This is a genomic window from Klebsiella sp. K4 (assembly GCF_014596785.2).
Classification (GTDB): Bacteria; Pseudomonadota; Gammaproteobacteria; order Enterobacterales; family Enterobacteriaceae; genus Klebsiella; species Klebsiella pneumoniae.
In genome coordinates, this window is record NZ_CP115021.1 from 1,283,270 (window position 1) to 1,308,860 (window position 25,591).

Sequence of the window (25,591 nt, forward strand, 5' to 3'; positions counted from 1 at the left end):
GTTTTGTTATGTCGATTACTCTTAGCGACAGTGCAGCAGCGCGAGTCAATGCCTTCCTGGCGAACCGCGGTAAAGGGTTTGGCCTGCGCCTGGGCGTAAGAACCTCCGGCTGCTCGGGTATGGCCTATGTACTGGAGTTTGTTGACGAGCCGGCGGCTGAAGACACCGTGTTTGAAGACAAAGGCGTGAAGGTCGTGATCGACGGCAAAAGTCTGCAATTCCTCGACGGCACTCAGCTGGACTTCGTCAAAGAAGGCCTCAACGAAGGGTTCAAATTCACTAACCCTAACGTCAAAGATGAGTGCGGCTGCGGCGAAAGCTTTAACGTATAATCGGTACTCCTCAACCCCACCGCGGTCACGCCGCGCGTGGGGTTTTAATTTAGATGCATGACCCTGAGGTTACTATGGACTATTTCACCCTCTTCGGGTTACCAGCCAGCTATACCCTCTCGCTTGAACAACTGGCTGTCCGGTATCAGGATCTGCAGCGCCAGTACCATCCGGATAAATTTGCCAGCGCGCCTGCGGCGGAACAGCTTGCGGCGGTTCAGCATTCCGCCACTATAAACCAGGCCTGGCAGACGCTGCGCCATCCGCTGACTCGCGCAGAATATCTCCTTTCGCTGCATGGCTTCGATCTGGCCAGCGAGCAGCATACCGTTCGCGATACCGCGTTCCTGATGGAACAGCTGGAATTGCGCGAAGAGCTGGATGAGATCGGCCAGGCGAAAGACGACGCGCGGCTGGAAGGTTTTATCAAACGGGTGAAAGCGCTGTTTGATACCCGTCAGCAGCTGATGGTTGACCAATTGCATAATGAGAGCTGGGAGGCGGCGGCGGACACGGTTCGTAAGCTCCGTTTCCTCGATAAACTGCGCAGCAGTGCTGAAGAACTCGAAGAAAAACTGCTCGATTTTTAATTTTCGGAAGCAATTATGGCCTTATTACAAATTAGTGAGCCCGGCCTGAGCGCCGCGCCGCACCAGCGTCGTCTGGCGGCCGGTATCGACCTGGGCACCACCAATTCTCTGGTGGCTACCGTGCGTAGCGGCCAGGCCGAGACTCTGCCCGATCATCAAGGCCGCTATCTGCTGCCGTCGGTGGTGAACTACCACGCTTCGGGGCTGACCGTCGGCTATGACGCCCGGCTTAACGCCGCTCAGGATCCTGCCAATACCATCAGCTCCGTGAAGCGGATGATGGGGCGCTCCCTCGCCGATATTCAAAACCGTTACCCGCATCTGCCGTATCAGCTGCAGGCCAGTGAAAACGGCCTGCCGATGATCCAGACGGCCGGCGGCCTGCTGAACCCGATTCGCGTCTCCGCCGATATCCTCAAAGCGCTGGCCGCCCGGGCGACCGAAGCGCTGGCCGGCGAACTCGACGGCGTGGTCATTACCGTTCCCGCTTACTTCGATGACGCTCAGCGCCAGGGAACCAAAGACGCGGCGCGTCTGGCGGGCCTGCACGTGCTGCGCCTGCTCAATGAGCCGACCGCGGCGGCTATTGCCTACGGCCTCGACTCCGGCCAGGAAGGGGTGATTGCGGTCTACGATCTCGGCGGCGGCACCTTTGATATCTCCATTCTGCGTTTAAGCCGCGGGGTGTTTGAAGTGCTGGCCACCGGCGGCGACTCGGCTCTCGGCGGCGATGATTTCGATCACCTGCTGGCTGACTACCTGCGCGAGCAGGCGGGCTTCAGCGACCGCAGCGATAACCGTCTGCAGCGTGAGCTGCTGGATGCCGCCATCGCGGCGAAAATCGCCTTGAGCGATGCCGAGGCAGCGCACGTCGAGGTCGGCGGCTGGCAGGGCGATATCACCCGCAGCCAGTTTAACGATCTGATTGCCCCGCTGGTAAAACGTACCCTGATGGCCTGCCGTCGGGCGCTAAAAGACGCTGGCGTTGAAGCGCAAGAAGTGCTGGAAGTGGTGATGGTCGGCGGTTCGACCCGCGTGCCGCTGGTGCGTGAGCGCGTTGGCGAGTTCTTCGGTCGCACTCCGCTGACCTCCATTGACCCGGACAAAGTTGTCGCCATCGGCGCGGCGATCCAGGCCGATATCCTGGTGGGCAACAAGCCGGACAGCGAACTGCTGCTGCTCGACGTTATCCCGCTGTCGTTAGGCCTGGAAACCATGGGCGGCCTGGTGGAGAAAGTGATCCCGCGTAATACCACCATTCCGGTGGCCCGCGCGCAGGAGTTTACCACCTTCAAAGATGGCCAGACGGCGATGTCCATTCACGTGATGCAGGGCGAGCGTGAGCTGGTCCAGGATTGCCGTTCGCTGGCGCGCTTTGCGCTGCGCGGTATCCCGGCGCTGCCGGCGGGCGGGGCGCATATTCGCGTTACCTTCCAGGTGGATGCCGATGGCCTGCTGAGCGTTACGGCGATGGAAAAATCGACCGGCGTGGAAGCCTCCATCCAGGTGAAACCGTCTTACGGTCTGACCGATGGCGAAATCGCCACCATGATTAAAGATTCGATGAGCTACGCCGAACAGGATATTCAGGCGCGCATGCTGGCTGAACAGAAAGTGGAAGCCGCGCGCGTACTGGAGAGCCTGACAAGCGCGCTGGCCGCCGACGCCGCGCTGTTAAGCGCCGCGGAGCGTCAGGCCATCGATGCCGCTGCGGAGCAGGTACGCGCCGCCGCGGCAGGCGACGACGCTGACGCGATTAAAGAAGCGATTAAAAATATCGACACACAAACCCAGGAATTCGCCGCTCGCCGTATGGATCAGTCGGTCCGTATCGCGCTGAAAGGCCAATCCGTGGACGAGGTTTAAAATGCCAAAAATTGTATTTCTGCCCCACCAGGACCTGTGTCCGGATGGCATCGTTGTGGAAGCTGTGACCGGTGAAACCATTCTCGATGCCGCGCTGCGTAGCGGTATCGAAATTGAACACGCCTGCGAAAAATCCTGTGCCTGCACCACCTGCCACTGCATCGTGCGTGAAGGTTTTGACTCGCTGGCGGAAAGTAGCGAAGATGAAGACGACATGCTGGATAAAGCCTGGGGGCTGGAACCTGACAGCCGTCTGAGCTGCCAGGCGCGCGTCACCGACGAAGATCTGGTCGTTGAGATCCCGCGTTACACCATCAACCACGCACGCGAGCACTAATATGGCACTGAAATGGACCGACAGTCGCGAAATCGGCGAAGCCTTGTATGACGCTTACCCGGATCTCGACCCGAAAACCGTTCGCTTTACCGACATGCATCAGTGGATTTGCGATTTGGAAGAGTTTGATGATGATCCAAACGCATCCAATGAAAAAATTCTCGAGGCGATTCTGCTAGTCTGGCTAGACGAGGCCGAATAATTTCGCGTTAAGCGAAAACATTTTAACGGGCTGCCATAGGGTGGCCCGTTTGCTAAGAAGGATAATGATAATGACCGAAGCTATGAAGATTACGCTTTCTACTCAGCCAGCCGATGGACGCTGGGGAGAAAAAGCGACCTGGAGCATCAATAACGACGGCATCGCTCTACATCTCAACGGAAAAGACGACCTCGGGCTTATCCAGCGCGCGGCGCGCAAAATTGACGGCATGGGCATCAAGCACGTCGCCCTGAGCGGCGAAGGCTGGAACACCGATCGCGCCTGGGCCTTTTGGGCCGGCTATAAAGGGCCGAAAGGTCAGCGTCAGGTCGAATGGCCATCCCTTGACGACGCGCAGCGCAGCGAGCTGGATAACCGCCTGACGATCATCGACTGGGTACGCGATACCATCAATGCGCCGGCGGAAGAGCTGGGTCCGGAGCAGCTGGCGCAGCGCGCTGTCGACCTGCTGTGCGGCGTGGCGGGTGAAAAGATTAGCTATCGCATCACCAAAGGCGAAGATCTGCGCGAGCAGGGCTATCTTGGTCTGCATACCGTGGGCCGCGGCTCCGAGCGCCCGCCGGTCCTGCTGGCGCTGGACTACAACCCGACCGGCGATAAAGAGGCGCCGGTATACGCCTGCCTGGTGGGCAAAGGCATCACCTTTGATTCCGGCGGCTACAGCATCAAGCAAAGCGCCTTTATGGATTCGATGAAATCCGATATGGGCGGTGCGGCGACTATCACCGGCGCGCTGGCTTTCGCCATTACCCGCGGTCTGAACAAACGTGTGAAGCTGTTCCTGTGCTGCGCCGACAACCTGATCAGCGGTAACGCCTTCAAACTGGGCGATATTATTCATTATCGCAACGGCAAAACCGTTGAAGTTATGAACACTGACGCGGAAGGCCGCCTGGTGCTGGCGGATGGCCTGATTGACGCCTCGGCGCAGAAGCCAGAGCTGCTCATCGACGCCGCCACCCTGACCGGCGCGGCGAAAACCGCGTTGGGCAATGATTACCACGCGCTGTTCAGCTTTGACGATGCGCTGGCGAATCGCCTGCTGGCGAGCGCTCAGGCGGAAAACGAAGCCTTCTGGCGTCTGCCGCTGGCCGAGTTCCACCGCAACCAGCTGCCGTCCAACTTTGCTGACCTGAACAACACCGGCAGCGCGGCCTATCCGGCCGGCGCCAGCACCGCGGCGGGCTTCCTGTCCCACTTCGTGGAAAACTACCATCAGGGTTGGCTGCATATCGACTGTTCGGCAACCTACCGCAAATCTGCCGTTGAGCAGTGGTCGGCGGGCGCCACCGGGCTTGGCGTGCGTACCATTGCTAACCTGCTGACAGCTGAGTAATGGCCTTGCCGGGTGGCGCTGCGCTTACCCGGCCAGGAAAACCATATGCCCGCGTGGACGAATGGCCGCCGGGCAATTCATTGTGAAGTAGCCAAACTATGTCAGATACAAAAAATGAATTAGAAACCCTGCTGGAAAAAGCGGCGACTGAGCCTGCCCATCGTCCGGCATTTTTCAGCGCGCTGCTGGAGGCCACCGTCTGGGTGCCGGGCAGGGCAGCCGATGGCGAGCAGATTGTCGAAGATAGCGCGCTGGATCTGCAGCATTGGGAAAAAGACGACGGTACCTCGGTGATCCCATTCTTTACCTCGCTGGAGGCGCTGCAGCAGGCGGTGGCGGATGAACAGGCTTTCGTGATGATGCCGGCCCGCACGCTGATGGCGATGACGCTGGGCGAATCGTTATTCCTCAACCCGAAGCTGCCGAGCGGCAAAGAGTTCACCCCACGGGAAATCAGCCATCTGTTAGGCGAAGAGGGCAGCCCACTGAGCACCCAGACGGTACTGGAAGGCGGCGAAGCGCTGCTGCTGTCTGAAGTCGCCGAACCGCCGGCGCAGATGGTCGATTCGCTGACCACGTTGTTCAAAACGCTGAAGACCGTCAAGCGGGCGTTTCTGTGCTCGATTAAAGAGCGCGCCGACGCGCCGGCAAACTTATTGATCGGGATTGAAGCGGAAGGAGATATTGAAGCCATTATCCAGACCACCGGCAGCGTGGCCACCGATACCTTGCCAGGCGACGAACCGATCGATATTTGCCAGGTGGTGGAAGGCGAGAAGGGCATCAGCCACTTTATGATTGCCCATATCACGCCGTTCTATGAAAAGCGCTGGGGCAGCTTCCTGCGCGATTTTAAGCAGAACCGCATCATCTGACAGCGGGGGCGGCAGCCCCCGCTGTTTCTTTCTGCTTCCAGTTCGAGGCACAAAAGCGGGGTGGCAAAAGCTAATGCAGGGCGGCAAAGATTCGCGGATAGGCAGACACCATGTGATAGAGGAGAAATCCCGTCACACACAGTGTGACAATGCCGTTGAAGAGCGCCATATCCCCGCGCCAGGCCCGGCACCTCTCTTCGCCCAGCAGAGAACGTAGCGCTGCCACCAGCCCGCCGACCAGCATAAACGCCAGTAACACCCCTGCCATTTGCGCGATAACAATGTACCAGCCCAGCGGCGTATTCACGCCCCGGGCGCTCATCAGCGCGATCTGCGCCGGCAAAATCGTCTGGAACCCGAGGGTAAGTATCATGAGAAGACGCAGGTCCGCCAGCTGAGCGTCGAACGTGCGGGCCAGGCGCCGGGCGTCACGCAGGAGCAGCACCCCTGACGCCACCGCCGCGGCAACGCTGACGTGCTGGAGAATAAAAATATATAACGCCAGGGTTCCGGATGGGACCCGGGACAAAAAGAACAGATTGCAAAAGACCATGACCAGCAGGCCAAATTTTGTGACCCAGGCACGGAATACCTCGCCGGGCCAGCGTCGGCTTGACGCTGGGTTATGCATCATCCACGCGGCAAGGGTCGACTTACCGTAACCGGGCGCGAGCAGCACCATCAGAAAACCCAGCAGCGCCTGATGGCAATAGGTGACTAACGGAACGTCTTCGAGAGTGACCCCGAGAAAGCGGGTATACACGGAGACTGGCGCAGGCACCAGGCTTAGCCATGTCCGGTTCCATTGCGGCCAAAAATAAAGGATCGCGCCGCCTGCCAGCAGGCCAGCTATACCTCCCAGCCAGGGAAGGCGCGGTGAATAAGCCGAATGTGGGTTAGAGACTAATGCCATTTTCACTCCTTGTGGTGACATCAGATTGGGATGGACTGGATGCGCTATCAGCCCTGAGGAATTCTGTACCAGTGCTCTGCCTCCTCATCAGGCAAAGCGAACTCGACAGGTACAAGCCCTGCGGCAGCACAGAGTAACCGGTTTAGCGAGAAGCAGAAGAAAGTGGGAGAGAAAATCAGAAATTATTTAGTGACCGCGGAACGGGAGGCCCGCGGTCACGCCGTGTTTACGGAGCGGCAGGGGCCGGTTCAATCGGCAGATCGCTCCGCGCGCCCCATTCGCTCCAGGAGCCGTCATACAGGCAGACGCCGTTCACGCCAAGCGTGGTGAGCGCCAGCACGACCACCGCCGCCGTCACCCCCGAGCCGCAGCTGGCGATGATCGGCCGTTCAAAATCGACACCCTGACGTAAAAAGATGTCGTTCAGCTCGTCAACGGTTTTCAGTTCGCCGTTAATCACCAGATCCGTCCACGGTACGTTCAGCGCGCCGGGGATATGCCCGCGGCGCAGGCCCGGGCGCGGTTCGTCGGCCTGGCCGTTAAACCGGGCCGCCGGACGGGCATCGACAATCTGCGCCGATCCTTCATGGCTGACCAACAGGACGTCGGTCAGACGCTTAATTTGTTGAGGATCGAACCGCACGTCGAATTCCCCTTCGGCCACCTCCGGCATCCCTTGTTCCAGCGGCAGTTCGTCGCGCCGCCAGCCCTCCAGCCCGCCGGCCAGAATTGACACCTTCTCTATGCCAAAGGTGCGCAGCATCCACCACGCGCGCGGGGCGGAAAACAGATTGCCTTCGTCATAGACCACCAGATGCTTATCGCTGCAGACGCCCAGTTCGCGCATGGCGACGGCAAACGCTTCGGCCCGCGGCATCATATGCGGCAGCGGACTGGTGTGGTCGGATAGCGCCTCGATATCGAAAAACAGCGCGTTCGGCACATGGCCGGCGCGGTATTCCGCGGCCATATCCCGCAGGGCCTCCTGCCCGGCGGGCGCCATGCGGGCGTCGATAATCTGAATTTCCGGGTCATCAATATGTTCTGCCAGCCAGTCGGCAGCGACAAAAAACGAGGTGGACATAGGTGCCTCCGTTTTATTATTCATGACTGAATTGTCGGCGTTTTAGCTGGCGCTGACAAGTTAAGGACGCCAGAGTGGGGACGGCGTCACGGCACTTTTCTGATTAATCGGCAGAAACCCGCTTCGTCACTGTTGAGAAGCGCCGCCATAACGCATAATAAATGTGACAAATTGCATCAGGCTCATCGGCCGAGGGGTTAGAAGGATGAAACCATTTCGTTTAGCGGCGCTATCACTGGCGCTCCTTACCGCATTTTCATTAACCGGGTGTGATGACAGCGGTACACCGCAGGCCTCGGCCCCGGCGCCAGCCGCGGATAGCAACCCAGGCGCGACGGCAAAACCGGACCGCGCCCAGCTGGCGGCGCTGGCGGAAAAAAGCCAGGGTAAAGCGCTGACGCTCCTCGACGCCTCGGAGGTGCAACTGGATGGCGCCGCGACCCTGGTGCTGACGTTTTCCGTCCCGCTGCAGCCGGACCAGGATTTCTCGCGCAGCGTGCATCTGGTCGACAAGAAAAGCGGTAAGGTGGACGGTGCCTGGGAGCTGGCGCCGAATCTGAAAGAGCTGCGTCTGCGTCACCTTGAGCCAAAGCGCGAGCTGATTGTCTCGGTCGACCCGACGCTGACCGCCCTGAACAAGGCGACGCTCGACAAACCGTTTGAGAAGACCCTGACCACCCGCGATATCGCACCGAGCGTTGGGTTTGCCAGCCGCGGCTCGCTGCTGCCGGGCAACGTGGTCGCCGGGCTGCCGGTGATGGCGCTGAACGTCGATAATGTCGACGTTAATTTCTTCCGCATTAAGCCGGAATCGCTCTCCGCCTTTGTCAGTCAGTGGGAATACCGTAACTCGTTAAGCAACTGGGAATCTGATGAACTGCTGAAGATGGCGGATCTGGTCTACAGCGGCCGCTTCGATCTCAACCCGGCGCGTAATACTCGCGAAAAGCTGCTGCTGCCGCTGAGCGACATCAAGCCGCTCCAGCAGCCTGGCGTCTACGTGGCGGTCATGAACCCGGCGGGCCGTTATAGCTACAGCAACGCGGCGACGCTGTTTACCCTCAGCGATATCGGCGTCTCGGCGCATCGCTACCATAACCGGCTGGACGTTTTTACCCAGAGTCTGGAAAACGGCGCCGCCCAGTCGGGTATTGAGGTGCAGTTGCTCAATGCCAAAGGGCAGACCCTGGCGGAAGCGAAAAGCGACAGCCAGGGCCACGTCACCCTGCAAACCGATAAAGAAGCCGCGCTGCTGCTGGCGCGCAAAGAGGGGCAGACCACGCTGCTCGACCTCAAGCTGCCGGCGTTGGATCTGGCGGAATTCTCTATCGCAGGCGCGCCCGGCTTTAGCAAACAGTTCTTTATGTTTGGCCCGCGCGATCTCTATCGTCCCGGCGAAACGGTGATCCTTAATGCGCTGTTGCGCGATAGCGACGGCAAGCCGCTGGCGGAGCAGCCGGTGAAACTCGAGGTGGTTCAGCCGGACGGCCAGGTGATCCGCTCGGTGATGAGCAAACCAGTGAATGGCCTGTACCAGTTTACTTATCCGCTCGACAGCGGCGCGGCTACCGGCATGTGGCACATTCGCGCCAGCGCCGGCGACAATCAGCCGCGCGAATGGGATTTCCACGTTGAAGACTTTATGCCGGAACGCATGGCCCTGAACCTGACGCCGCAGGCCGCGCCAGTCGCGCCGGATGCCGACGTCACCTTTGGCGTTAGCGGCGCTTATCTCTACGGCGCGCCGGCCAGCGGCAACCAGCTGCAGGGCAAGCTGTTCCTGCGCCCGCTGCGCGACGCCGTCGCTGCGCTGCCGGGCTTCCAGTTCGGCGATATTGCGGAAGAAAACCTCTCCCGTAGTCTGGATGAAGTCCAGCTGACGCTGGACGAAAAAGGCCATGGCGAAGTGACCACCTCAAGCCAGTGGCAGGATAGCCATTCGCCGCTGCAGGTGGTGTTGCAGGCCAGCCTGCTGGAATCCGGCGGTCGCCCGGTGACCCGTACGGTTAAGCAGCCGATCTGGCCCGCCGAGGCGCTGCCGGGGATCCGCCCGCAATTTACGCTGAAGGACGTTTACGATTACCGCACCGATACCACCGTCAAACAGCCGGTGGTGGATGAAAACAGTAACGCCGCGTTTGATATCGTCTATGCCGACGTCAAAGGCGAGAAAAAAGCGATCTCCGGTCTCCAGGTGCGGCTGATCCGCGAGCGGCGCGACTACTACTGGAACTGGTCCGACAGCGAAGGCTGGCAGTCGCAGTTCGATCAAAAAGATCTGCAGGAGGGCGAGGAGTCGCTGGACCTGCAGGCCGGCCAGATCGGCAAAGTGAGCTTCCCGGTGGAGTGGGGATCCTATCGCCTGGAGGTGAAAGGACCGGACGACGTGGTCAGCAGCGTGCGCTTCTGGGCGGGCTACAGCTGGCAGGATAACAGCGAAGGCGCCGGCGCGGCGCGTCCTGACCGGGTCACCATGAAGCTGGATAAACCGAGCTATAAACCGGGCGACACCATCAGGCTGCACATTGCCGCCCCGGCGGCGGGTAAAGGCTACGCAATGGTGGAATCCAGCGAAGGGCCGCTGTGGTGGCAGGAAATTGACGTCCCGGCGGAGGGGATGGACCTGTCGATCCCGGTGGATAAAACCTGGAATCGCCACGACCTCTACCTCAGCACGCTGGTGGTTCGTCCCGGCGATAAATCGCGCTCGGCAACGCCGAAACGCGCGGTGGGCCTGCTGCATCTGCCGCTGGGCGATGAAAACCGTCGCCTGACGCTGGCGCTGGAGGCCCCGGACAAAATGCGCCCCAACCAGCCGCTGACGGTGAAAGTGAAAGCCAGCGTCAAAGAGGGCGAGGCGCCGAAACAGGTCAATGTCCTGCTCTCGGCGGTGGATAGCGGGGTACTGAATATCACCGATTACGCTACCCCGGATCCGTGGAACGCCTTCTTTGGCCAGAAGCGTTACGGCGCAGATATCTATGACATCTACGGCCAGGTGATCGAAGGGCAGGGACGTGTGGCCAGCCTGCGCTTCGGCGGCGATGGCGACGAGTTAAAACGCGGCGGCAAACCGCCGGTCAACCACGTGACGATCGTCGCCCAGCAGGCGCAGCCGGTGGTATTGAACGATCAGGGCGAAGGCACGGTGACGTTACCCATTGGCGATTTTAACGGCGAGCTGCGGGTGATGGCCCAGGCGTGGACGGCGGATGACTTCGGCAGCAGCGAAGATAAAGTGGTGGTGGCCGCCCCGGTCATCGCCGAACTGAACACCCCGCGCTTCCTCGCCAGCGGCGATACCACACGGCTGGCGCTGGATCTCAGCAATCTGACCGATAAACCGCAAACCCTGCAGGTTCATCTTACCGCCAGCGGGCTGGTGACCTTGACCGAGGGTCAACTGCCGCCGGTGCAACTGGCGCCGGGGGCGCGCAGCACGCTGTTTATACCAGTGAGCGCGCTGGCGGGCTTCGGCGATGGTCAGGTTAATGCCACCATCAGCGGCCTGAGCCTGCCGGGCGAAACCTTCGCCCCGCTGCAAAAACAGTGGAAAATCGGCGTGCGTCCGGCGTACCCGGCACAGACCGTCAACAGCGGCGCAGTGCTGCAGCCAGGTGAAAGCTGGCAGCCGCCGGCGGCGCAGAGCCAGGGCTTTGCCCCGCAAACGCTGCAGGGCCAATTGCTGCTCAGCGGTAAACCACCGTTGAATCTCGCCCGCTATATCCGCGAGCTGAAAGCCTATCCTTACGGCTGCCTTGAGCAGACCGCCAGCGGCCTGTTCCCGTCCCTGTATACCAGCGCGGCGCAGCTAAAGGCGCTGGGCATTAGCGGGGACAGCGACGAAAAACGCCGCGCGGCCATCGATGTCGGTATTTCACGCCTGCTGCAGATGCAGCTGGAAAACGGCGGCTTTGCGCTATGGGATAGAGAGGGGCCGGAAGAGTACTGGCTGACCGCCTACGCCATGGACTTCCTCGTGCGCGCCAGCGAGCAGGGCTATAGCGTACCGGTCAACGCCATTAATAAAGGCAACGAGCGCCTGCTGCGCTATCTGCAGGAGCCGGGCCTGATGACCGTGCGCTACAGCGACGACGCCCAGGCCAGCCGCTTTGCCGCCCAGGCATACGCCGCGCTGGTGCTGGCGCGTCAGCAAAAAGCGCCGCTCGGCGCCTTGCGTGAAATCTGGAGCCGTCACGACCAGGCGCGATCCGGCTTGCCGCTGCTGCAGCTCGGCATTGCGCTGAAAACCATGGGCGATGCGCCGCGCGGCGACGCCGCCCTGAAGCTGGCGATTGCCACCCCGCGCCAGGATGAGAATCGTTGGCTGGGCGATTACGGTAGCCCGCTGCGCGATAACGCCCTGAAGCTGGCGCTGCTGGAAGAGAATAAGCTGCTGCCGGAGGTGCAAAATCAGCTGTTGAGCACGCTGTCGGAAGAGGCCTATGGCCAGCGCTGGCTGTCGACCCAGGAAACCAACGCCTTGTTCCTTGCCGGACGTACGCTGGCGGACCTGCCGGGCAGCTGGCAGGCGCAAACCTCGCTGCAGGCGGAGCCGCTGGCCGGCGACAAAGCGCAAACCCGCAATCTCGACGGCGATCGGCTGGCGGCGCTGCAGGTGAGTAATACCGGCAGTCAGCCGCTGTGGCTGCGTCTCGACAGCAGCGGCTATCCGCAAAGCGCGCCGCAGCCGGGCGGTAACGTCCTGGGGATTGAACGCACTATTTTCGATACCCAGGGGCAGCAGAAATCGCTGTCTTCACTGCGCAGCGGCGAACTGGTGCTCGTCAAGCTGGAGGTGACCGCCAAACGCAACGTGCCTGACGCGCTGGTGGTTGATCTGTTGCCAGCCGGTCTGGAGCTGGAAAACCAGAATCTGGCCAACAGCAGCGCCAGCCTGCAGGAGAATGGCGACGCGGTGCAAAACCTGCTTAACCAGATGCAGCAGGCGGATATTCAGCATATCGAGTTCCGCGATGACCGTTTCGTCGCTGCCGTCGCTGTCAATGAAGGCCAGCCGGTGACGCTGGTCTATCTGGCGCGGGCGGTGACGCCGGGCACTTATCAGGTCCCGCAGCCGCAGGTGGAATCGATGTATGCGCCGCAGTGGCGGGCGACAGGAGCGGCCAGCGGTCCGCTCACCGTGACGCCGTAAATGCGCGTATTGCCTCGGGTAAAACGCCGCTGGCGCTGGCTGGCGGCGTTTATTTTTCTGTTGTGGCTGGCGGTGCTGGCGGCCGATCGCCTGTGGCCGCTGCCGCTGCATGACGTCACGCCTGCCCGTGTGGTGGTGGCGGAAGACGGGACGCCGCTGTGGCGGTTTGCCGACGCGCAGGGCGTCTGGCGTTATCCGGTCACGCTCGCCGACGTGTCGCCGCGCTATCTGCAGGCGCTCATCCACTATGAAGACCGCTGGTTCTGGCGCCATCCGGGGGTCAATCCCTTCGCGGTGCTGCGCGCCGCCTGGCAGGATCTTACTTCCGGGCGAGTTATCTCGGGCGGCAGCACGCTTACCATGCAGGTGGCACGCCTGCTTGATCCCCATCCACGCACCTTCGGCGGCAAGCTGCGCCAGCTGTGGCGAGCGCTGCAGCTGGAGTGGCATCTGTCAAAAAGCGACATTCTAACCCTCTATTTGAACCGCGCGCCGTTTGGCGGCACCCTGCAGGGGATCGGCGCGGCCAGCTGGGCCTATCTCGGTAAGCCGCCTGCCCGGCTTAGCTACGGCGAGGCGGCGCTGCTGGCGGTACTTCCCCAGGCGCCCAGTCGTTTACGTCCGGACCGCTGGCCGCAGCGGGCCCAGGCGGCGCGTGATAAAGTGCTTACGCGAATGGTCAGCCAGGGCGTCTGGCCGGAGCAGGCGGTAAAGGAAGCTATGGAGGAGCCAGTATGGCTGTTTCCGCGCCAGATACCGCAGCTGGCGCCGCTTTTTTCACGCCGCGCGCTGGCGACCAGTCGTGATGAAAAGGTGGTGACGACTCTGGATGCCGGACTGCAGCGGCAACTGGAAGATCTGGCGCTGAACTGGAAATCGCGCCTGCCGCCGCGCAGTTCGCTGGCGATGGTCGTCGTCGACCACACGGATATGAAAGTTCGCGGCTGGGTGGGCTCGACGGATATCACCGACGACAGCCGCTTCGGCCATATTGATATGGTCTCGGCGGTACGCTCGCCGGGGTCGGTGCTGAAACCCTTTATCTACGCGATGGCGATGGATGAGGGGCTGATTCACCCGGCATCGCTATTACAGGATGTGCCACGGCGTTTTAGCGATTATCGCCCCGGTAATTTCGACAGCGGGTTTCATGGCCCGGTGAGCGCCAGCGAGGCGCTGGTGCGTTCGCTGAATCTGCCGGCGGTGCAGGTGCTCGAAGTCTATGGACCAAAACGCTTTGCGGCTAATTTACGCAACGCCGGGCTGCCCCTGACGCTGCCCGCTGGCGCAGAGCCGAATCTGTCGCTAATCCTCGGCGGCGCCGGGGCGCGGCTGGAAGATATTGTCGCGGCGTACAGCGCCTTCGCCCGCCATGGCAAGGCGGCGCGGCTGCGCCTGAAGCCGAGCGACCCATTGACCGAGCGCGCGCTGATGTCGCCCGGGGCGGCATGGATCGTCCGGCGTATTTTGGCCGGCGAAGCGCAACCGGTTCCCGATGCCTCGCTGCCGCAGGCGGTGCCGCTGGCGTGGAAAACCGGCACCAGCTACGGCTATCGCGACGCGTGGGCGGTCGGCCTCAATGCGCGATATCTGATAGGTATCTGGACCGGGCGCCCGGACGGTACGCCGGTGGTGGGCCAGTTTGGCTTCGCCAGCGCCGTACCGCTGCTCAACCAGGTCAATAATCTGCTGCTGGCCCGCCCGGCGATGAGCCGCGGCGGGCTGCCGAGCGATCCGCGCCCGGCAACGGTCAGCCAGGGGACAATCTGCTGGCCTGGCGGGCAGGATCTGCCGGCGGGCGACAGCAACTGTCGTCGTCGCCTGGCCAGCTGGCTTTTGGATGCCAGCCAGCCGCCGACTCTGCTGCTGCCGGGGCAGGAGAGCGTACGCGGGATCCGCTTCCCGGTGTGGCGCAATGAACACGGCGAACGGGTGGCGGCGGATTGTCCCGGCGCTCGGGAAAGCCAGGTCGAAGTCTGGCCGCTGCCGCTGGATCCCTGGCTGCCGGCCAGCGAAAGGCGGCGCGCGCGCCTGGGACCGGCATCGGAGTCATGCCCGCCGTTACAGACTCAGGATACCGCGCCGCTGGTGCTGTCCGGCATCCGTGATGGGGCGGTGATAAAACGTCTCCCGGGTGAGGCGCGGGTGATGTTGCCGCTACAAACCAGCGGTGGGGAGGGGCGGCGCTGGTGGTTTATTAATGGCGAACCGTTAGAGGCCGCCGGCGCAAGAACTACGCTAACGCTGGATAAACCCGGCGAGTGGCAGTTGGTGGTGATGGATGAAGCGGGTCAGACGGCAGCCGCCAGCTTCACCCTGCAATAACCAGGGTAAATTTGTTGTTGGCGGTTTGTGTTTTCAATACTCATCTTATTTTAACAAAATGTTACCTTCATCCGTAGGCAGGGGCGGGGATGCTCATTATAATGCGCGCCAGGCCATACAATCGTATGTGCAACAACAGAACATTTAATTAGAGGTAATCATGGCTATTGAACGTACTTTTTCCATCATCAAACCAAACGCGGTGGCAAAAAACGTTATTGGCAGCATCTTTTCCCGCTTTGAAGCTGCAGGGTTCAAAATCGTCGGCACCAAAATGCTGCACCTGACCGTTGAACAGGCTCGTGGTTTCTATGCTGAGCACGAAGGTCGCCCGTTCTTCGACGGTCTGGTTGAGTTCATGACCTCCGGCCCGATCGTGGTTTCCGTTCTGGAAGGCGAAAATGCGGTACAGCGTCACCGTGACCTGCTGGGCGCCACCAATCCGGCAAACGCCCTGGCGGGTACCCTGCGCGCTGACTACGCTGACAGCTTCACCGAGAACGGCACCCACGGTTCCGACTCTGTAGAATCCGCTGCCCGCGAAATCGCGTTCTTCTTTGCTGAAGGCGAGGTTTGCCCGCGCACTCGCTAATCTCCTGCGTCTTTCACGCCACAGCATTGTTGGCTTCCTTCGCGCACCCCGGTCACATAGTTATCTATGCTCCCGGGGATTAATGAGAGGCTCCTGCCTCTCACCGGAGGCCAGCCTAAGGCTGGTCAAATTCGTTCCCGACGAATTTGTCACTTGCTTGCCGCCTTGCGACAATCGAAAAGCCTTAGAGGATTGAGCAGTCAGTTACAGATTTTTTTTCATTGCTTTGTGCAAACGTGGCAATGATGCGCCAGAATTTGTAGAATATAGCGCCCCTGGACGAGCAGTCGCTCTCCGGGGCGTTTCTTTTTCAACCCACCTGGGGCCATAACGTGTAATAACGAGGCCGGAAAATATTATGTCTGAACAAATTGTCACGCCTGATACCGCCGCTCTGACGGTGCCGAACAAAGATGCCAAAATCAACCTGCTGGATTTAAACCGTCAGCAGATGCGCGAGTTTTTCAAAAACATGGGCGAGAAGCCTTTCCGCGCCGATCAGGTGATGAAATGGATGTATCACTACTGCTGCGACGACTTTGATGAGATGACCGACATCAACAAAGTCCTGCGCAGTAAACTGAAAGAAGTGGCGGAGATCCGCGCCCCGGAAGTGGTTGAAGAGCAACGCTCAACCGACGGGACCATTAAATGGGCGATTGCCGTTGGCGATCAGCGCGTCGAGACCGTCTATATCCCGGAAGAAGACCGCGCCACCCTGTGCGTCTCCTCCCAGGTAGGCTGCGCGCTGGAGTGCAAATTCTGCTCCACCGCCCAGCAGGGCTTTAACCGCAACCTGCGGGTATCCGAAATTATCGGCCAGGTCTGGCGCGCGGCGAAGATCGTCGGCGCGGTGAAGACCACCGGCGTGCGTCCCATTACCAACGTAGTAATGATGGGCATGGGCGAGCCGCTGCTGAACCTCAACAACGTCGTTCCGGCGATGGAAATCATGCTCGACGATTTCGGCTTTGGCCTTTCCAAGCGTCGTGTGACCTTGTCTACCTCCGGCGTGGTGCCGGCGCTGGATAAACTCGGCGATATGATCGACGTTGCGCTGGCGATCTCCTTGCACGCGCCGAACGACACCATTCGTGACGAAATCGTCCCGATCAACAAAAAGTACAACATCGAGACGTTCCTCAACTCGGTGCGCGGCTATATTTCGAAGTCCAACGCCAACCAGGGCCGGGTGACCATCGAGTACGTGATGCTGGATCACGTCAACGACGGCACCGAGCACGCCCATGAGCTGGCGGCGCTGCTGAAAGATACGCCGTGCAAGATCAACCTGATCCCATGGAACCCGTTCCCGGGCGCGCCGTATGGCCGCAGCTCTAACAGCCGCATCGACCGTTTCTCCAAAGTCCTGATGGAGTACGGCTTTACGACCATCGTGCGTAAAACGCGCGGCGACGATATCGATGCCGCCTGCGGCCAGCTGGCGGGCGACGTCATTGACCGTACCAAGCGTACGCTGCGTAAGCGGATGCAGGGCGAAGCGATTGACGTAAAAGCGGTCTGACAAATGATGACCCGTGCAGCGCAGGCGGCACGGGTCATATTTATGGCCGATAGCCAGGCGAAATACGCTGATTCGGTTAATAATTACGGTGCGTTTTTGTCGACTTTGAGGCAGTATGTAGCGGCACAACAACCGCTTAGCATTCAATTTTGATTCGTCTCTGTGATCGCGCGGCTGACAGTCCTATACTGTGAGGCTGACGTAGCACAGATGTCTCGCGGCGCCGGCTTTTTCCCGCGCTGAACTTTAAATTTCACGTACCAGTAGTTGTAGCGAATGAATACTGAAGCCACTCAAGATCATCAAGAAGCAAACACCACGGGCGCGCGTCTGCGTCACGCCCGCGAACAACTCGGACTTAGCCAGCAAGCGGTGGCCGAACGCTTATGCCTGAAGGTGTCCACGGTTCGTGATATTGAAGACGATAAGGCCCCCGCCGACCTCGCCTCCACCTTCCTGCGCGGGTACATCCGCTCCTACGCTCGCCTCGTACATATTCCAGAAGACGAGCTGCTGCCGATGATGGCCAAGCAGGCGCCCATCCGCGCGGCGAAAGTCGCGCCAATGCAGAGTTTCTCTTTAGGCAAGCGCCGCAAAAAGCGCGACGGCTGGCTGATGAGCTTCACCTGGCTGGTGCTGTTTGTGGTTATCGGTCTGAGCGGCGCCTGGTGGTGGCAAGACCATAAGGCGCAGCAGGAAGAGATTTCGACCATGGCCGATCAGTCTTCCGCTGAGCTGAACGGCGGCGACGCCAACAGCCAGAACGTGCCGCTGGATACCAGCGCCCCTGCAGCCCCGACCGCCGATAGCGCCGCGAACAGCGCGCCAACCGATACCGCCAGCGCACCGACCACCAGCGCGCCGGCCCAGACGCCAGCGGATAATAACGCTGTCGTGGCCCCTTCCCAGGCCAATGTCGATACCGCGGGGACGACGCCGGCAGCTCCGGCTACCACCCCAGCCTCGCCGTTGCCGACCGATCAGGCGAACGTCACGACTCCGGCGGCGTCGGCGCAGGATCTGGTGATGAACTTTTCCGCCGACTGCTGGCTGGAAGTGAGCGATGCCACCGGTAAAAAACTGTTCAGCGGCCTGCAGCGTAAAGGCGGTAACCTGAACCTGAGCGGTCAGGCGCCGTATAAGCTGAAAATTGGCGCCCCGGCCGCGGTACAGATCCAGTATCTGGGCAAGCCTGTCGATTTAAGTCGTTTTATCAGAACTAACCAGGTTGCGCGTCTGACCCTCAATGCCGAAGCATCACCGGCGCAGTAACAGACGGGTAACGCGGGAGATTTTTCATGCATAACCAGGCTCCGATTCAACGTAGAAAATCTAAACGTATTTACGTTGGTAATGTGCCAATTGGCGATGGGGCTCCCATCGCCGTTCAGTCAATGACCAATACGCGCACCACCGATGTGGCGGCGACCGTAAATCAAATCAAAGCGTTAGAGCGCGTAGGCGCGGACATTGTCCGTGTCTCTGTTCCGACGATGGACGCTGCTGAGGCGTTCAAACTTATCAAACAGCAGGTTAACGTCCCGCTGGTCGCCGATATCCACTTTGACTACCGTATTGCGCTGAAAGTGGCGGAATATGGCGTCGACTGCCTGCGTATCAACCCGGGCAACATCGGCAACGAAGAGCGCATCCGCATGGTTGTAGATTGCGCTCGCGATAAAAACATCCCGATCCGCATCGGCGTCAACGCCGGCTCGCTGGAAAAAGATCTGCAGGAAAAATATGGCGAGCCGACGCCGCAGGCGCTGCTCGAATCCGCCATGCGTCATGTCGATCATCTCGATCGTCTGAACTTCGATCAGTTTAAAGTCAGCGTTAAAGCCTCCGATGTCTTCCTGGCGGTGGAATCCTATCGTCTGCTGGCGAAACAGATCGATCAGCCGCTGCATCTTGGGATCACCGAAGCGGGCGGCGCGCGCAGCGGCGCGGTAAAATCGGCGATCGGTCTGGGACTACTGCTGTCCGAGGGGATCGGCGATACGCTGCGCGTCTCGCTGGCGGCGGATCCGGTGGAAGAGATCAAGGTCGGCTTTGATATCCTCAAATCTCTGCGTATTCGTTCCCGCGGCATTAACTTTATCGCCTGCCCGACCTGTTCACGCCAGGAGTTTGACGTTATCGGTACGGTGAATGCTCTGGAGCAGCGTCTGGAAGATATCATCACCCCGATGGATGTTTCGATCATCGGTTGCGTGGTGAACGGCCCGGGCGAAGCGCTGGTCTCCACCCTTGGCGTCACCGGCGGCAACAAGAAAAGCGGCCTGTATGAAGACGGCGTGCGTAAAGATCGCCTGGACAACAACGACATGATCGACCAGCTGGAAGCGCGGATCCGCGCCAAAGCCTCGATGCTCGATGAAGCCCGTCGGATTGACGTTCAACAGGTTGAAGCAAAATAACGTGTTGGGAAGCGATACGCTTCCCGTGTATGATTGAACCTGCGGGCGCGAGGCGCCGGGGTTCATTTTTGTATATATAAAGAGAATAAACGTGGCAAAGAACATTCAAGCCATCCGTGGCATGAACGATTATCTGCCGGGCGAAACCGCTCTCTGGCAGCGCATTGAAGGCTCACTGAAGCAGGTGCTCGGTAGCTACGGTTACAGCGAAATCCGTTTGCCGATTGTAGAGCAGACCCCGTTATTCAAACGCGCGATCGGCGAAGTGACCGACGTGGTTGAAAAAGAGATGTATACCTTCGAAGACCGCAATGGCGACAGCCTGACGCTGCGTCCGGAAGGGACGGCGGGCTGCGTACGTGCCGGCATCGAACATGGTCTGCTGTACAATCAAGAACAGCGTCTGTGGTACGTCGGGCCAATGTTCCGTCACGAGCGCCCGCAGAAAGGTCGCTACCGCCAGTTCCATCAGATCGGCGCCGAAGTGTTTGGCCTGCAGGGCCCGGACATCGACGCGGAGCTGATTATGCTGACCGCGCGCTGGTGGCGTGAGCTGGGCATCTCCGAGCACGTCAGCCTGGAGCTGAACTCCATCGGTTCGCTGGAAGCGCGCGCCAACTACCGCGACGCGCTGGTGGCATACCTGGAGCAGTTTACCGATAAACTGGATGAAGACAGTAAACGCCGGATGTATACCAACCCGCTGCGGGTGCTGGACTCCAAAAACTCGGACGTTCAGGCGCTGCTCAACGACGCGCCGGCGCTCGGCGATTATCTTGACGAAGAGTCGAAAGCCCACTTTGCCGGCCTGTGCGCGCTGCTTGACGATGCCGGGATCCGCTACACCGTCAACCAGCGCCTGGTGCGCGGCCTTGATTACTATAACCGCACCGTGTTCGAGTGGGTGACCACCAGCCTTGGTTCCCAGGGCACCGTCTGCGCCGGCGGTCGTTACGACGGCCTGGTTGAGCAGCTGGGCGGTCGCGCTACCCCGGGCGTGGGTTTTGCCATGGGTCTGGAACGTCTTGTTTTACTGGTCCAGGCAGTGAATCCGGAATTTAAAGCCGATCCTGTTGTCGATATATACCTGGTAGCCTCCGGGACCGATACTCAGTCTGCTGCAATGCGTCTGGCTGAGCAGGTTCGCGATGCGCTGCCCGGCGTGAAGCTGATGACCAACCACGGCGGCGGCAACTTTAAGAAGCAGTTCGCCCGCGCTGACAAGTGGGGGGCGCGCGTCGCGCTGGTGGTCGGTGAATCAGAGATTGCTGACGGAAACGTGGTAGTGAAGGATTTACGCTCAGGTGAGCAAACTACCGTAACGCAGGAGAGCGTTGCCGCGCATTTGCGCACACTTCTGGGTTAATCTCCCGGGAATTATTAGTCAGGAGAAGGACTGCGTGGAAACTTTTAACAACGAGAACGATCAGGTCGATGCGCTGAAGCGTTTCTTTGCCGAAAACGGCAAAGCGCTGGCGGTCGGGGTGATTTTAGGGATTGGCGCGCTGGTTGGCTGGCGCTACTGGACCTCCCATCAGCAGGATACCGCCAGAGACGCGTCGCTGGCTTACGAGAAGGCGACTTCCGCGCTGAAATCGAATACGCCAGAAGTGCTGTCAGGGGCAGAGAAATTCGCGGCTGACAATAAAAATACCTACGGCGCCTTCGCCTCTCTCGAGCTGGCACAGCATTTTGTTGAACAGAACGATCTGCCGAACGCTGAAAAGCAGCTGCAGCAGGGGCTGGCGGCCGCATCTGATGATAATCTGAAATCGGTTATCAGTATGCGTCTGGCCCGCGTTCAGCTGCAAATGAAACAGGCTGATGCGGCGCTGAAAACCCTCGACAGCATCAAAGGTGAGGGCTGGACCGCCATTGTGGCCGATTTGCGCGGCGAAATTCTGTTGAGCAAAGGCGATAAGCAAGGGGCCCGTGCGGCGTGGGAAGCTGGCGTGAAAAGCGATGCTTCTCCTGCGCTCAGCGAAATGATGCGTATGAAAATGAATAATTTGTCCATCTGAGAGGGACTCGATGCAATTGCGTAAATTACTGTTGCCAGGGCTGCTTTCCGTTACCTTGCTGAGCGGGTGTTCGCTGTTTAATAGCGAAGAAGATGTGGTGAAAATGTCACCGCTGCCGACGGTAGAAAACCAGTTTACGCCGTCCACGTCCTGGAGCACCTCGGTTGGCGATGGTATCGGCGAATTTTACTCTAACCTTCATCCGGCCTTTGCCGACGGCGTAGTGTATGCTGCTGACCGTAAAGGCACCGTCAAAGCGCTGAACGCCGACGACGGCAAAGAGGTGTGGTCGGTGAATCTGGCGGAGAAAGATGGCTGGTTCTCGCGCACGCCAGCGCTGCTTTCTGGCGGGGTGACCGTCTCTGGCGGCCATGTTTATATCGGCAGCGAGAAAGCGCAGCTGTATGCGCTGAATACCAGCGATGGTACCGTGGCCTGGCAAACCCGTGTCGCCGGCGAGGCGCTGTCGCGTCCGGTGGTGAGCGATGGCATGGTGCTGGTGCATACCAGTAACGGCCAGCTGCAGGCGCTAAACGAGACCGATGGGGCCGTGAAGTGGACCGTTAACCTCGATATGCCGGCGCTCTCCCTGCGCGGCGAGTCTGCGCCTGCGACCGCCTACGGCGCGGCGATCGTCGGCGGCGACAACGGCCGCGTCAGTGCAGTATTGATGCAGCAGGGGCAGATGATTTGGCAGCAGCGTATTTCTACGGCCACCGGCCCGACGGAAATTGACCGCCTGAACGACGTCGACACGACGCCGATCATCGTTAACGGTGTGGTTTATGCGCTGGCTTATAACGGTAACCTGACCGCGCTGGACCTGCGTAGCGGCCAGATTATGTGGAAACGCGAGCTGGGTTCGGTGAATGATTTCATCGTCGATGGTAACCGTATCTACCTGGTAGACCAGAACGATCGCCTGCTGGCACTGACCACCGACGGCGGTGTAACCCTGTGGACGCAAAGCGATCTGCTGCACCGTTTGCTGACCGCGCCGGTGTTGTATAATGGCAATCTGGTCGTCGGCGATAGCGAAGGCTACATGCACTGGGTTAATCCGGAAGATGGCCATTTTGTGGCGCAGCAGAAAGTGGACAGCTCCGGCTTCCTGACCGACCCGGTGGTTGCCGATGGTCGACTGCTGATCCAGGCGAAAGACGGTACGCTGTACGCGATTACGCGTTAATTACCGCTGTCGTGAGTGATTAAGAAACGGCCCCTGGCAGACAGGGGCCGTTTTGACTTTTTTAAAAACGTCGTTAAGACGATGTTGCTTAGTGATTGTATGAGGCATTTAACATGATACCTGTGGTCGCGCTTGTCGGGCGCCCTAACGTTGGAAAATCCACGCTCTTTAACCGCCTGACGCGCACTCGTGATGCGCTGGTTGCGGATTTCCCGGGGCTGACTCGTGACCGTAAGTACGGTCGGGCCGAAGTCGAAGGCCGCGAATTCATCTGTATCGATACCGGTGGTATTGATGGTACGGAAGAGGGCGTGGAAACCCGGATGGCGGAGCAGTCGCTGCTGGCAATCGAAGAGGCCGATGTGGTGTTGTTTATGGTCGATGCGCGCGCGGGCCTGATGCCGGCGGACATCGCGATCGCTAAACACCTGCGCTCTCGTGAAAAGCCCACCTTCCTGGTGGCTAACAAAACCGACGGCATCGACGTCGACCAGGCAATGGCGGACTTCTGGTCGCTCGGCTTGGGCGATATCTATCCGATTGCCGCTTCGCACGGCCGCGGCGTGACCAGCCTGCTGGAGCAGGCCCTGCTGCCATGGGTCGATGAGGTTAATCCGCAGGAAGAAGTGGATGAAGACGCCGAATACTGGGCGAAATTCGAAGCCGAGCAGAATGGCGAAGCGGAAGAAGAGCCGGAAGACGACTTCAATCCGCAGGATCTGCCGATCAAGCTGGCGATTGTCGGGCGTCCTAATGTCGGTAAATCAACCCTCACCAATCGCATCCTCGGTGAAGATCGCGTGGTGGTCTACGATATGCCGGGCACCACCCGTGACAGCATTTATATCCCGATGCAGCGTGACGAGCGCGAATACGTGCTCATCGATACCGCTGGGGTGCGTAAGCGCGGGAAAATCACCGACGTAGTGGAAAAGTTCTCGGTGATCAAAACGCTGCAGGCGATTGAAGACGCCAACGTCGTGCTGCTGGTGATCGATGCTCGCGAAGGGATCTCCGACCAGGACCTCTCGCTGCTGGGCTTTATTCTTAACAGCGGCCGTTCGCTGGTGATCGTCGTTAACAAGTGGGATGGCCTGAGTCAGGAAGTGAAGGAGCAGGTGAAGGAGACCCTCGACTATCGTCTGGGCTTTATCGACTTTGCCCGGGTGCACTTCATCTCCGCCCTGCACGGCAGCGGCGTCGGCAACCTGTTTGAATCGGTACGCGAAGCCTACGACAGCGCTACGCGCCGCGTAAGCACCGCGATGCTGACCCGGATCATGAACATGGCGGCGGAAGATCATCAGCCACCGCTGGTGCGTGGCCGTCGCGTGAAGCTGAAATACGCCCACGCCGGGGGCTACAACCCGCCTATCGTGGTGATCCACGGTAACCAGGTCAAGGATCTGCCGGATTCCTACAAGCGCTATCTGATGAACTACTTCCGTAAATCCCTGGACGTGATGGGCACGCCGATCCGGATCCAGTTCAAGGAAGGGGAAAACCCGTTCGCTAACAAGCGTAACACCCTGACGCCGAACCAGATGCGTAAACGTAAGCGCTTGATCAAGCACATCAAGAAAAGCAAATAATCATTAAACCCGCTTCGGCGGGTTTTTTGTGGCCGCCATGCCGGTAAATGTCAAAACCTTCCGCCATAATCCCGCGATACTTCGCCGGGAACAGAGCGGCTCAAAGGTGGACTTACTATGCAGATTGGTTTTATCGGCCTCGGCGCGGTGGTGGAAACCGCCTATTTACCGGCGCTGCGTCGCCTGGGGGACGTCATCGACCGCTGCCAGGGCTATGACCTGGACTGCAGCAGAGCGCTGCCGGGGATCCAGCGCTGTAGTTCGCTGTCGGCGCTGCTGGCCGAACCCCTGGATACGCTCTTCATTACCACCTCATCACTTCAGCATCTGCCCGTACTGGAGAGGGCGTTAGCCAGCGGCATTTCCCGCATCGTGGTGGAAAAGCCGATCGTGGCCAACCTTGAGCAGGCCGCCCGGCTGCGGGCGCTGCTGGCGCCGACTGAGCAGGCCGCGCGGGTGCTGGCTCTTGACCACTGGATGGCGCGAGGCGTTGCGCTGAACGCTCCTGGCCCGCTGTGGCGGGCGGAAGGGGAGACCAGCGGCCTGCCTCCGCCGCACCTGTCAGCGCAGGATATCGTCTGGATCGAAGGTTATTTGCAGGAGCCAAGCGGCTTTAACAGCGCTGGTGAGCCGGTCGCACTCAATTTTGCCACCGGGGAGCTGGATACCCGGCAGCTGCGTCACCCTGATGGGGTGATCCTCGATATCGGCACCCATGTCCTGGCGATGCTCCGCGAAACCCTGCACGCCAGCGGAGGCGATACGGCGCTGAGCCTTTCCCTTCGGGTGGCGAAAGACCGCCTCGGCCATGACATTGCTCCTGGGGATACGAGCACTGCCGAGGGGGAGGCGCATCTGCAGGGAACCTTGGGCACTATCCCGCTCAATATCTGGCTCAACAAATACGCGGGTCCCGCGGGCGGGCAAAAGGGAATGCGGATAGGACTGCGGGACGGGCGAATAATTACCTTCGATCGCGCCCCTGAGGGCGAAGTGGTGACGCTACAGGACGGCGAGCGGGTGCAGCGCTGGACCCGGCCCGGGGCGATCTATACGCACTGTCTTGATGAGCAGATCCTCGGCGCTGATAATCTGTTTATCCGGGCGCCGGACAGCGTGGCCGGGCTAACGCAGCGTAGGCTTGAGGAAGTGGAATGGCTGCTCAGGTTGCAGCAGCAATTACGCGGCCCGCATTAAACCCGGAACATGATAAAAT

At 60.0% G+C, this 25,591-nt stretch carries 20 protein-coding genes; 18 read left to right on the forward strand and 2 right to left on the reverse strand.

Annotation, left to right across the window (positions count from 1 at the left end):
• Positions 1-8 precede the first annotated feature (8 nt).
• From iscA to sseB, 7 genes are all read left to right on the forward strand, one after another.
• A complete protein-coding gene (iscA, locus tag IB144_RS06410) occupies positions 9-332 on the forward strand; it encodes an iron-sulfur cluster assembly protein IscA (RefSeq protein WP_002913979.1) in 324 nt (107 codons plus the stop codon).
• A gap of 74 nt (positions 333-406) precedes the next feature.
• Complete coding sequence (hscB, locus tag IB144_RS06415; protein WP_004174835.1) at positions 407-922, forward strand: co-chaperone HscB; 516 nt, start codon at positions 407-409, stop codon at positions 920-922.
• Positions 923-937: 15 nt separating this feature from the next.
• Positions 938-2,788 carry a Fe-S protein assembly chaperone HscA gene (gene hscA / locus IB144_RS06420; RefSeq protein ID WP_004149343.1) on the forward strand — a complete coding sequence of 617 codons (1,851 nt, stop codon included), beginning with the start codon at positions 938-940 and terminating at the stop codon, positions 2,786-2,788.
• Between the two features lies 1 nt (position 2,789).
• Positions 2,790-3,125: an ISC system 2Fe-2S type ferredoxin gene (gene fdx, locus IB144_RS06425; RefSeq protein ID WP_015875087.1), complete on the forward strand. Its 336-nt coding sequence runs from the start codon at positions 2,790-2,792 to the stop codon at positions 3,123-3,125.
• Position 3,126: 1 nt separating this feature from the next.
• The gene (gene iscX / locus IB144_RS06430; protein WP_002913954.1) at positions 3,127-3,327 is read left to right on the forward strand and encodes a Fe-S cluster assembly protein IscX; all 201 of its coding nucleotides are present in this window, start codon (positions 3,127-3,129) and stop codon (positions 3,325-3,327) included.
• Between the two features lie 70 nt (positions 3,328-3,397).
• A complete protein-coding gene (gene pepB / locus IB144_RS06435; RefSeq protein WP_004180902.1) occupies positions 3,398-4,684 on the forward strand; it encodes an aminopeptidase PepB in 1,287 nt (428 codons plus the stop codon).
• Between the two features lie 98 nt (positions 4,685-4,782).
• Positions 4,783-5,559 carry an enhanced serine sensitivity protein SseB gene (sseB, locus tag IB144_RS06440; protein WP_002913952.1) on the forward strand — a complete coding sequence of 259 codons (777 nt, stop codon included), beginning with the start codon at positions 4,783-4,785 and terminating at the stop codon, positions 5,557-5,559.
• 70 nt (positions 5,560-5,629) lie between these two features.
• On the opposite strand, the gene IB144_RS06445 is transcribed toward sseB, so the two are convergent.
• Both IB144_RS06445 and sseA read right to left on the reverse strand, forming a co-directional pair.
• Positions 5,630-6,472, reverse strand: coding sequence for a hypothetical protein (locus IB144_RS06445; RefSeq protein WP_032434815.1), 843 nt, complete (start codon positions 6,470-6,472; stop codon positions 5,630-5,632).
• A 226-nt stretch (positions 6,473-6,698) separates the two neighbouring features.
• Positions 6,699-7,556 (reverse strand): 3-mercaptopyruvate sulfurtransferase, encoded by an 858-nt coding sequence (gene sseA, locus IB144_RS06450; protein ID WP_071646935.1) that lies wholly within the window; start codon positions 7,554-7,556, stop codon positions 6,699-6,701.
• A gap of 205 nt (positions 7,557-7,761) precedes the next feature.
• Here sseA and IB144_RS06455 point away from each other — a divergent pair, with 205 nt between their 5' ends.
• From IB144_RS06455 to IB144_RS06505, 11 genes are all read left to right on the forward strand, one after another.
• On the forward strand, positions 7,762-12,711 hold the full coding sequence (locus tag IB144_RS06455; protein ID WP_065888735.1) for an alpha-2-macroglobulin: 4,950 nt from the start codon (positions 7,762-7,764) through the stop codon (positions 12,709-12,711).
• Positions 12,712-15,036: a peptidoglycan glycosyltransferase PbpC gene (gene pbpC / locus IB144_RS06460; protein ID WP_102016955.1), complete on the forward strand. Its 2,325-nt coding sequence runs from the start codon at positions 12,712-12,714 to the stop codon at positions 15,034-15,036.
• 160 nt (positions 15,037-15,196) lie between these two features.
• Positions 15,197-15,628 carry a nucleoside-diphosphate kinase gene (gene ndk / locus IB144_RS06465; RefSeq protein WP_004144312.1) on the forward strand — a complete coding sequence of 144 codons (432 nt, stop codon included), beginning with the start codon at positions 15,197-15,199 and terminating at the stop codon, positions 15,626-15,628.
• Between the two features lie 358 nt (positions 15,629-15,986).
• Positions 15,987-17,153, forward strand: a complete 1,167-nt coding sequence (locus tag IB144_RS06470; protein ID WP_002913894.1) for a bifunctional tRNA (adenosine(37)-C2)-methyltransferase TrmG/ribosomal RNA large subunit methyltransferase RlmN — start codon at positions 15,987-15,989, stop codon at positions 17,151-17,153.
• 276 nt (positions 17,154-17,429) lie between these two features.
• A complete protein-coding gene (gene rodZ / locus IB144_RS06475; RefSeq protein ID WP_004174849.1) occupies positions 17,430-18,425 on the forward strand; it encodes a cytoskeleton protein RodZ in 996 nt (331 codons plus the stop codon).
• Between the two features lie 26 nt (positions 18,426-18,451).
• Positions 18,452-19,573, forward strand: a complete 1,122-nt coding sequence (ispG, locus tag IB144_RS06480; RefSeq protein WP_002913892.1) for a flavodoxin-dependent (E)-4-hydroxy-3-methylbut-2-enyl-diphosphate synthase — start codon at positions 18,452-18,454, stop codon at positions 19,571-19,573.
• 91 nt (positions 19,574-19,664) lie between these two features.
• Complete coding sequence (gene hisS, locus IB144_RS06485) at positions 19,665-20,939, forward strand: histidine--tRNA ligase (RefSeq protein WP_065888737.1); 1,275 nt, start codon at positions 19,665-19,667, stop codon at positions 20,937-20,939.
• A gap of 34 nt (positions 20,940-20,973) precedes the next feature.
• Positions 20,974-21,594 carry a YfgM family protein gene (locus IB144_RS06490; protein ID WP_002913890.1) on the forward strand — a complete coding sequence of 207 codons (621 nt, stop codon included), beginning with the start codon at positions 20,974-20,976 and terminating at the stop codon, positions 21,592-21,594.
• A 10-nt stretch (positions 21,595-21,604) separates the two neighbouring features.
• Entirely contained in the window at positions 21,605-22,783 is a 1,179-nt protein-coding gene (gene bamB, locus IB144_RS06495; RefSeq protein WP_002913889.1) for an outer membrane protein assembly factor BamB, read from the forward strand.
• 113 nt (positions 22,784-22,896) lie between these two features.
• Positions 22,897-24,375, forward strand: coding sequence for a ribosome biogenesis GTPase Der (gene der / locus IB144_RS06500; protein ID WP_004144309.1), 1,479 nt, complete (start codon positions 22,897-22,899; stop codon positions 24,373-24,375).
• 117 nt (positions 24,376-24,492) lie between these two features.
• Complete coding sequence (locus IB144_RS06505; protein ID WP_023325323.1) at positions 24,493-25,572, forward strand: Gfo/Idh/MocA family oxidoreductase; 1,080 nt, start codon at positions 24,493-24,495, stop codon at positions 25,570-25,572.
• Positions 25,573-25,591: the final 19 nt, after the last annotated feature.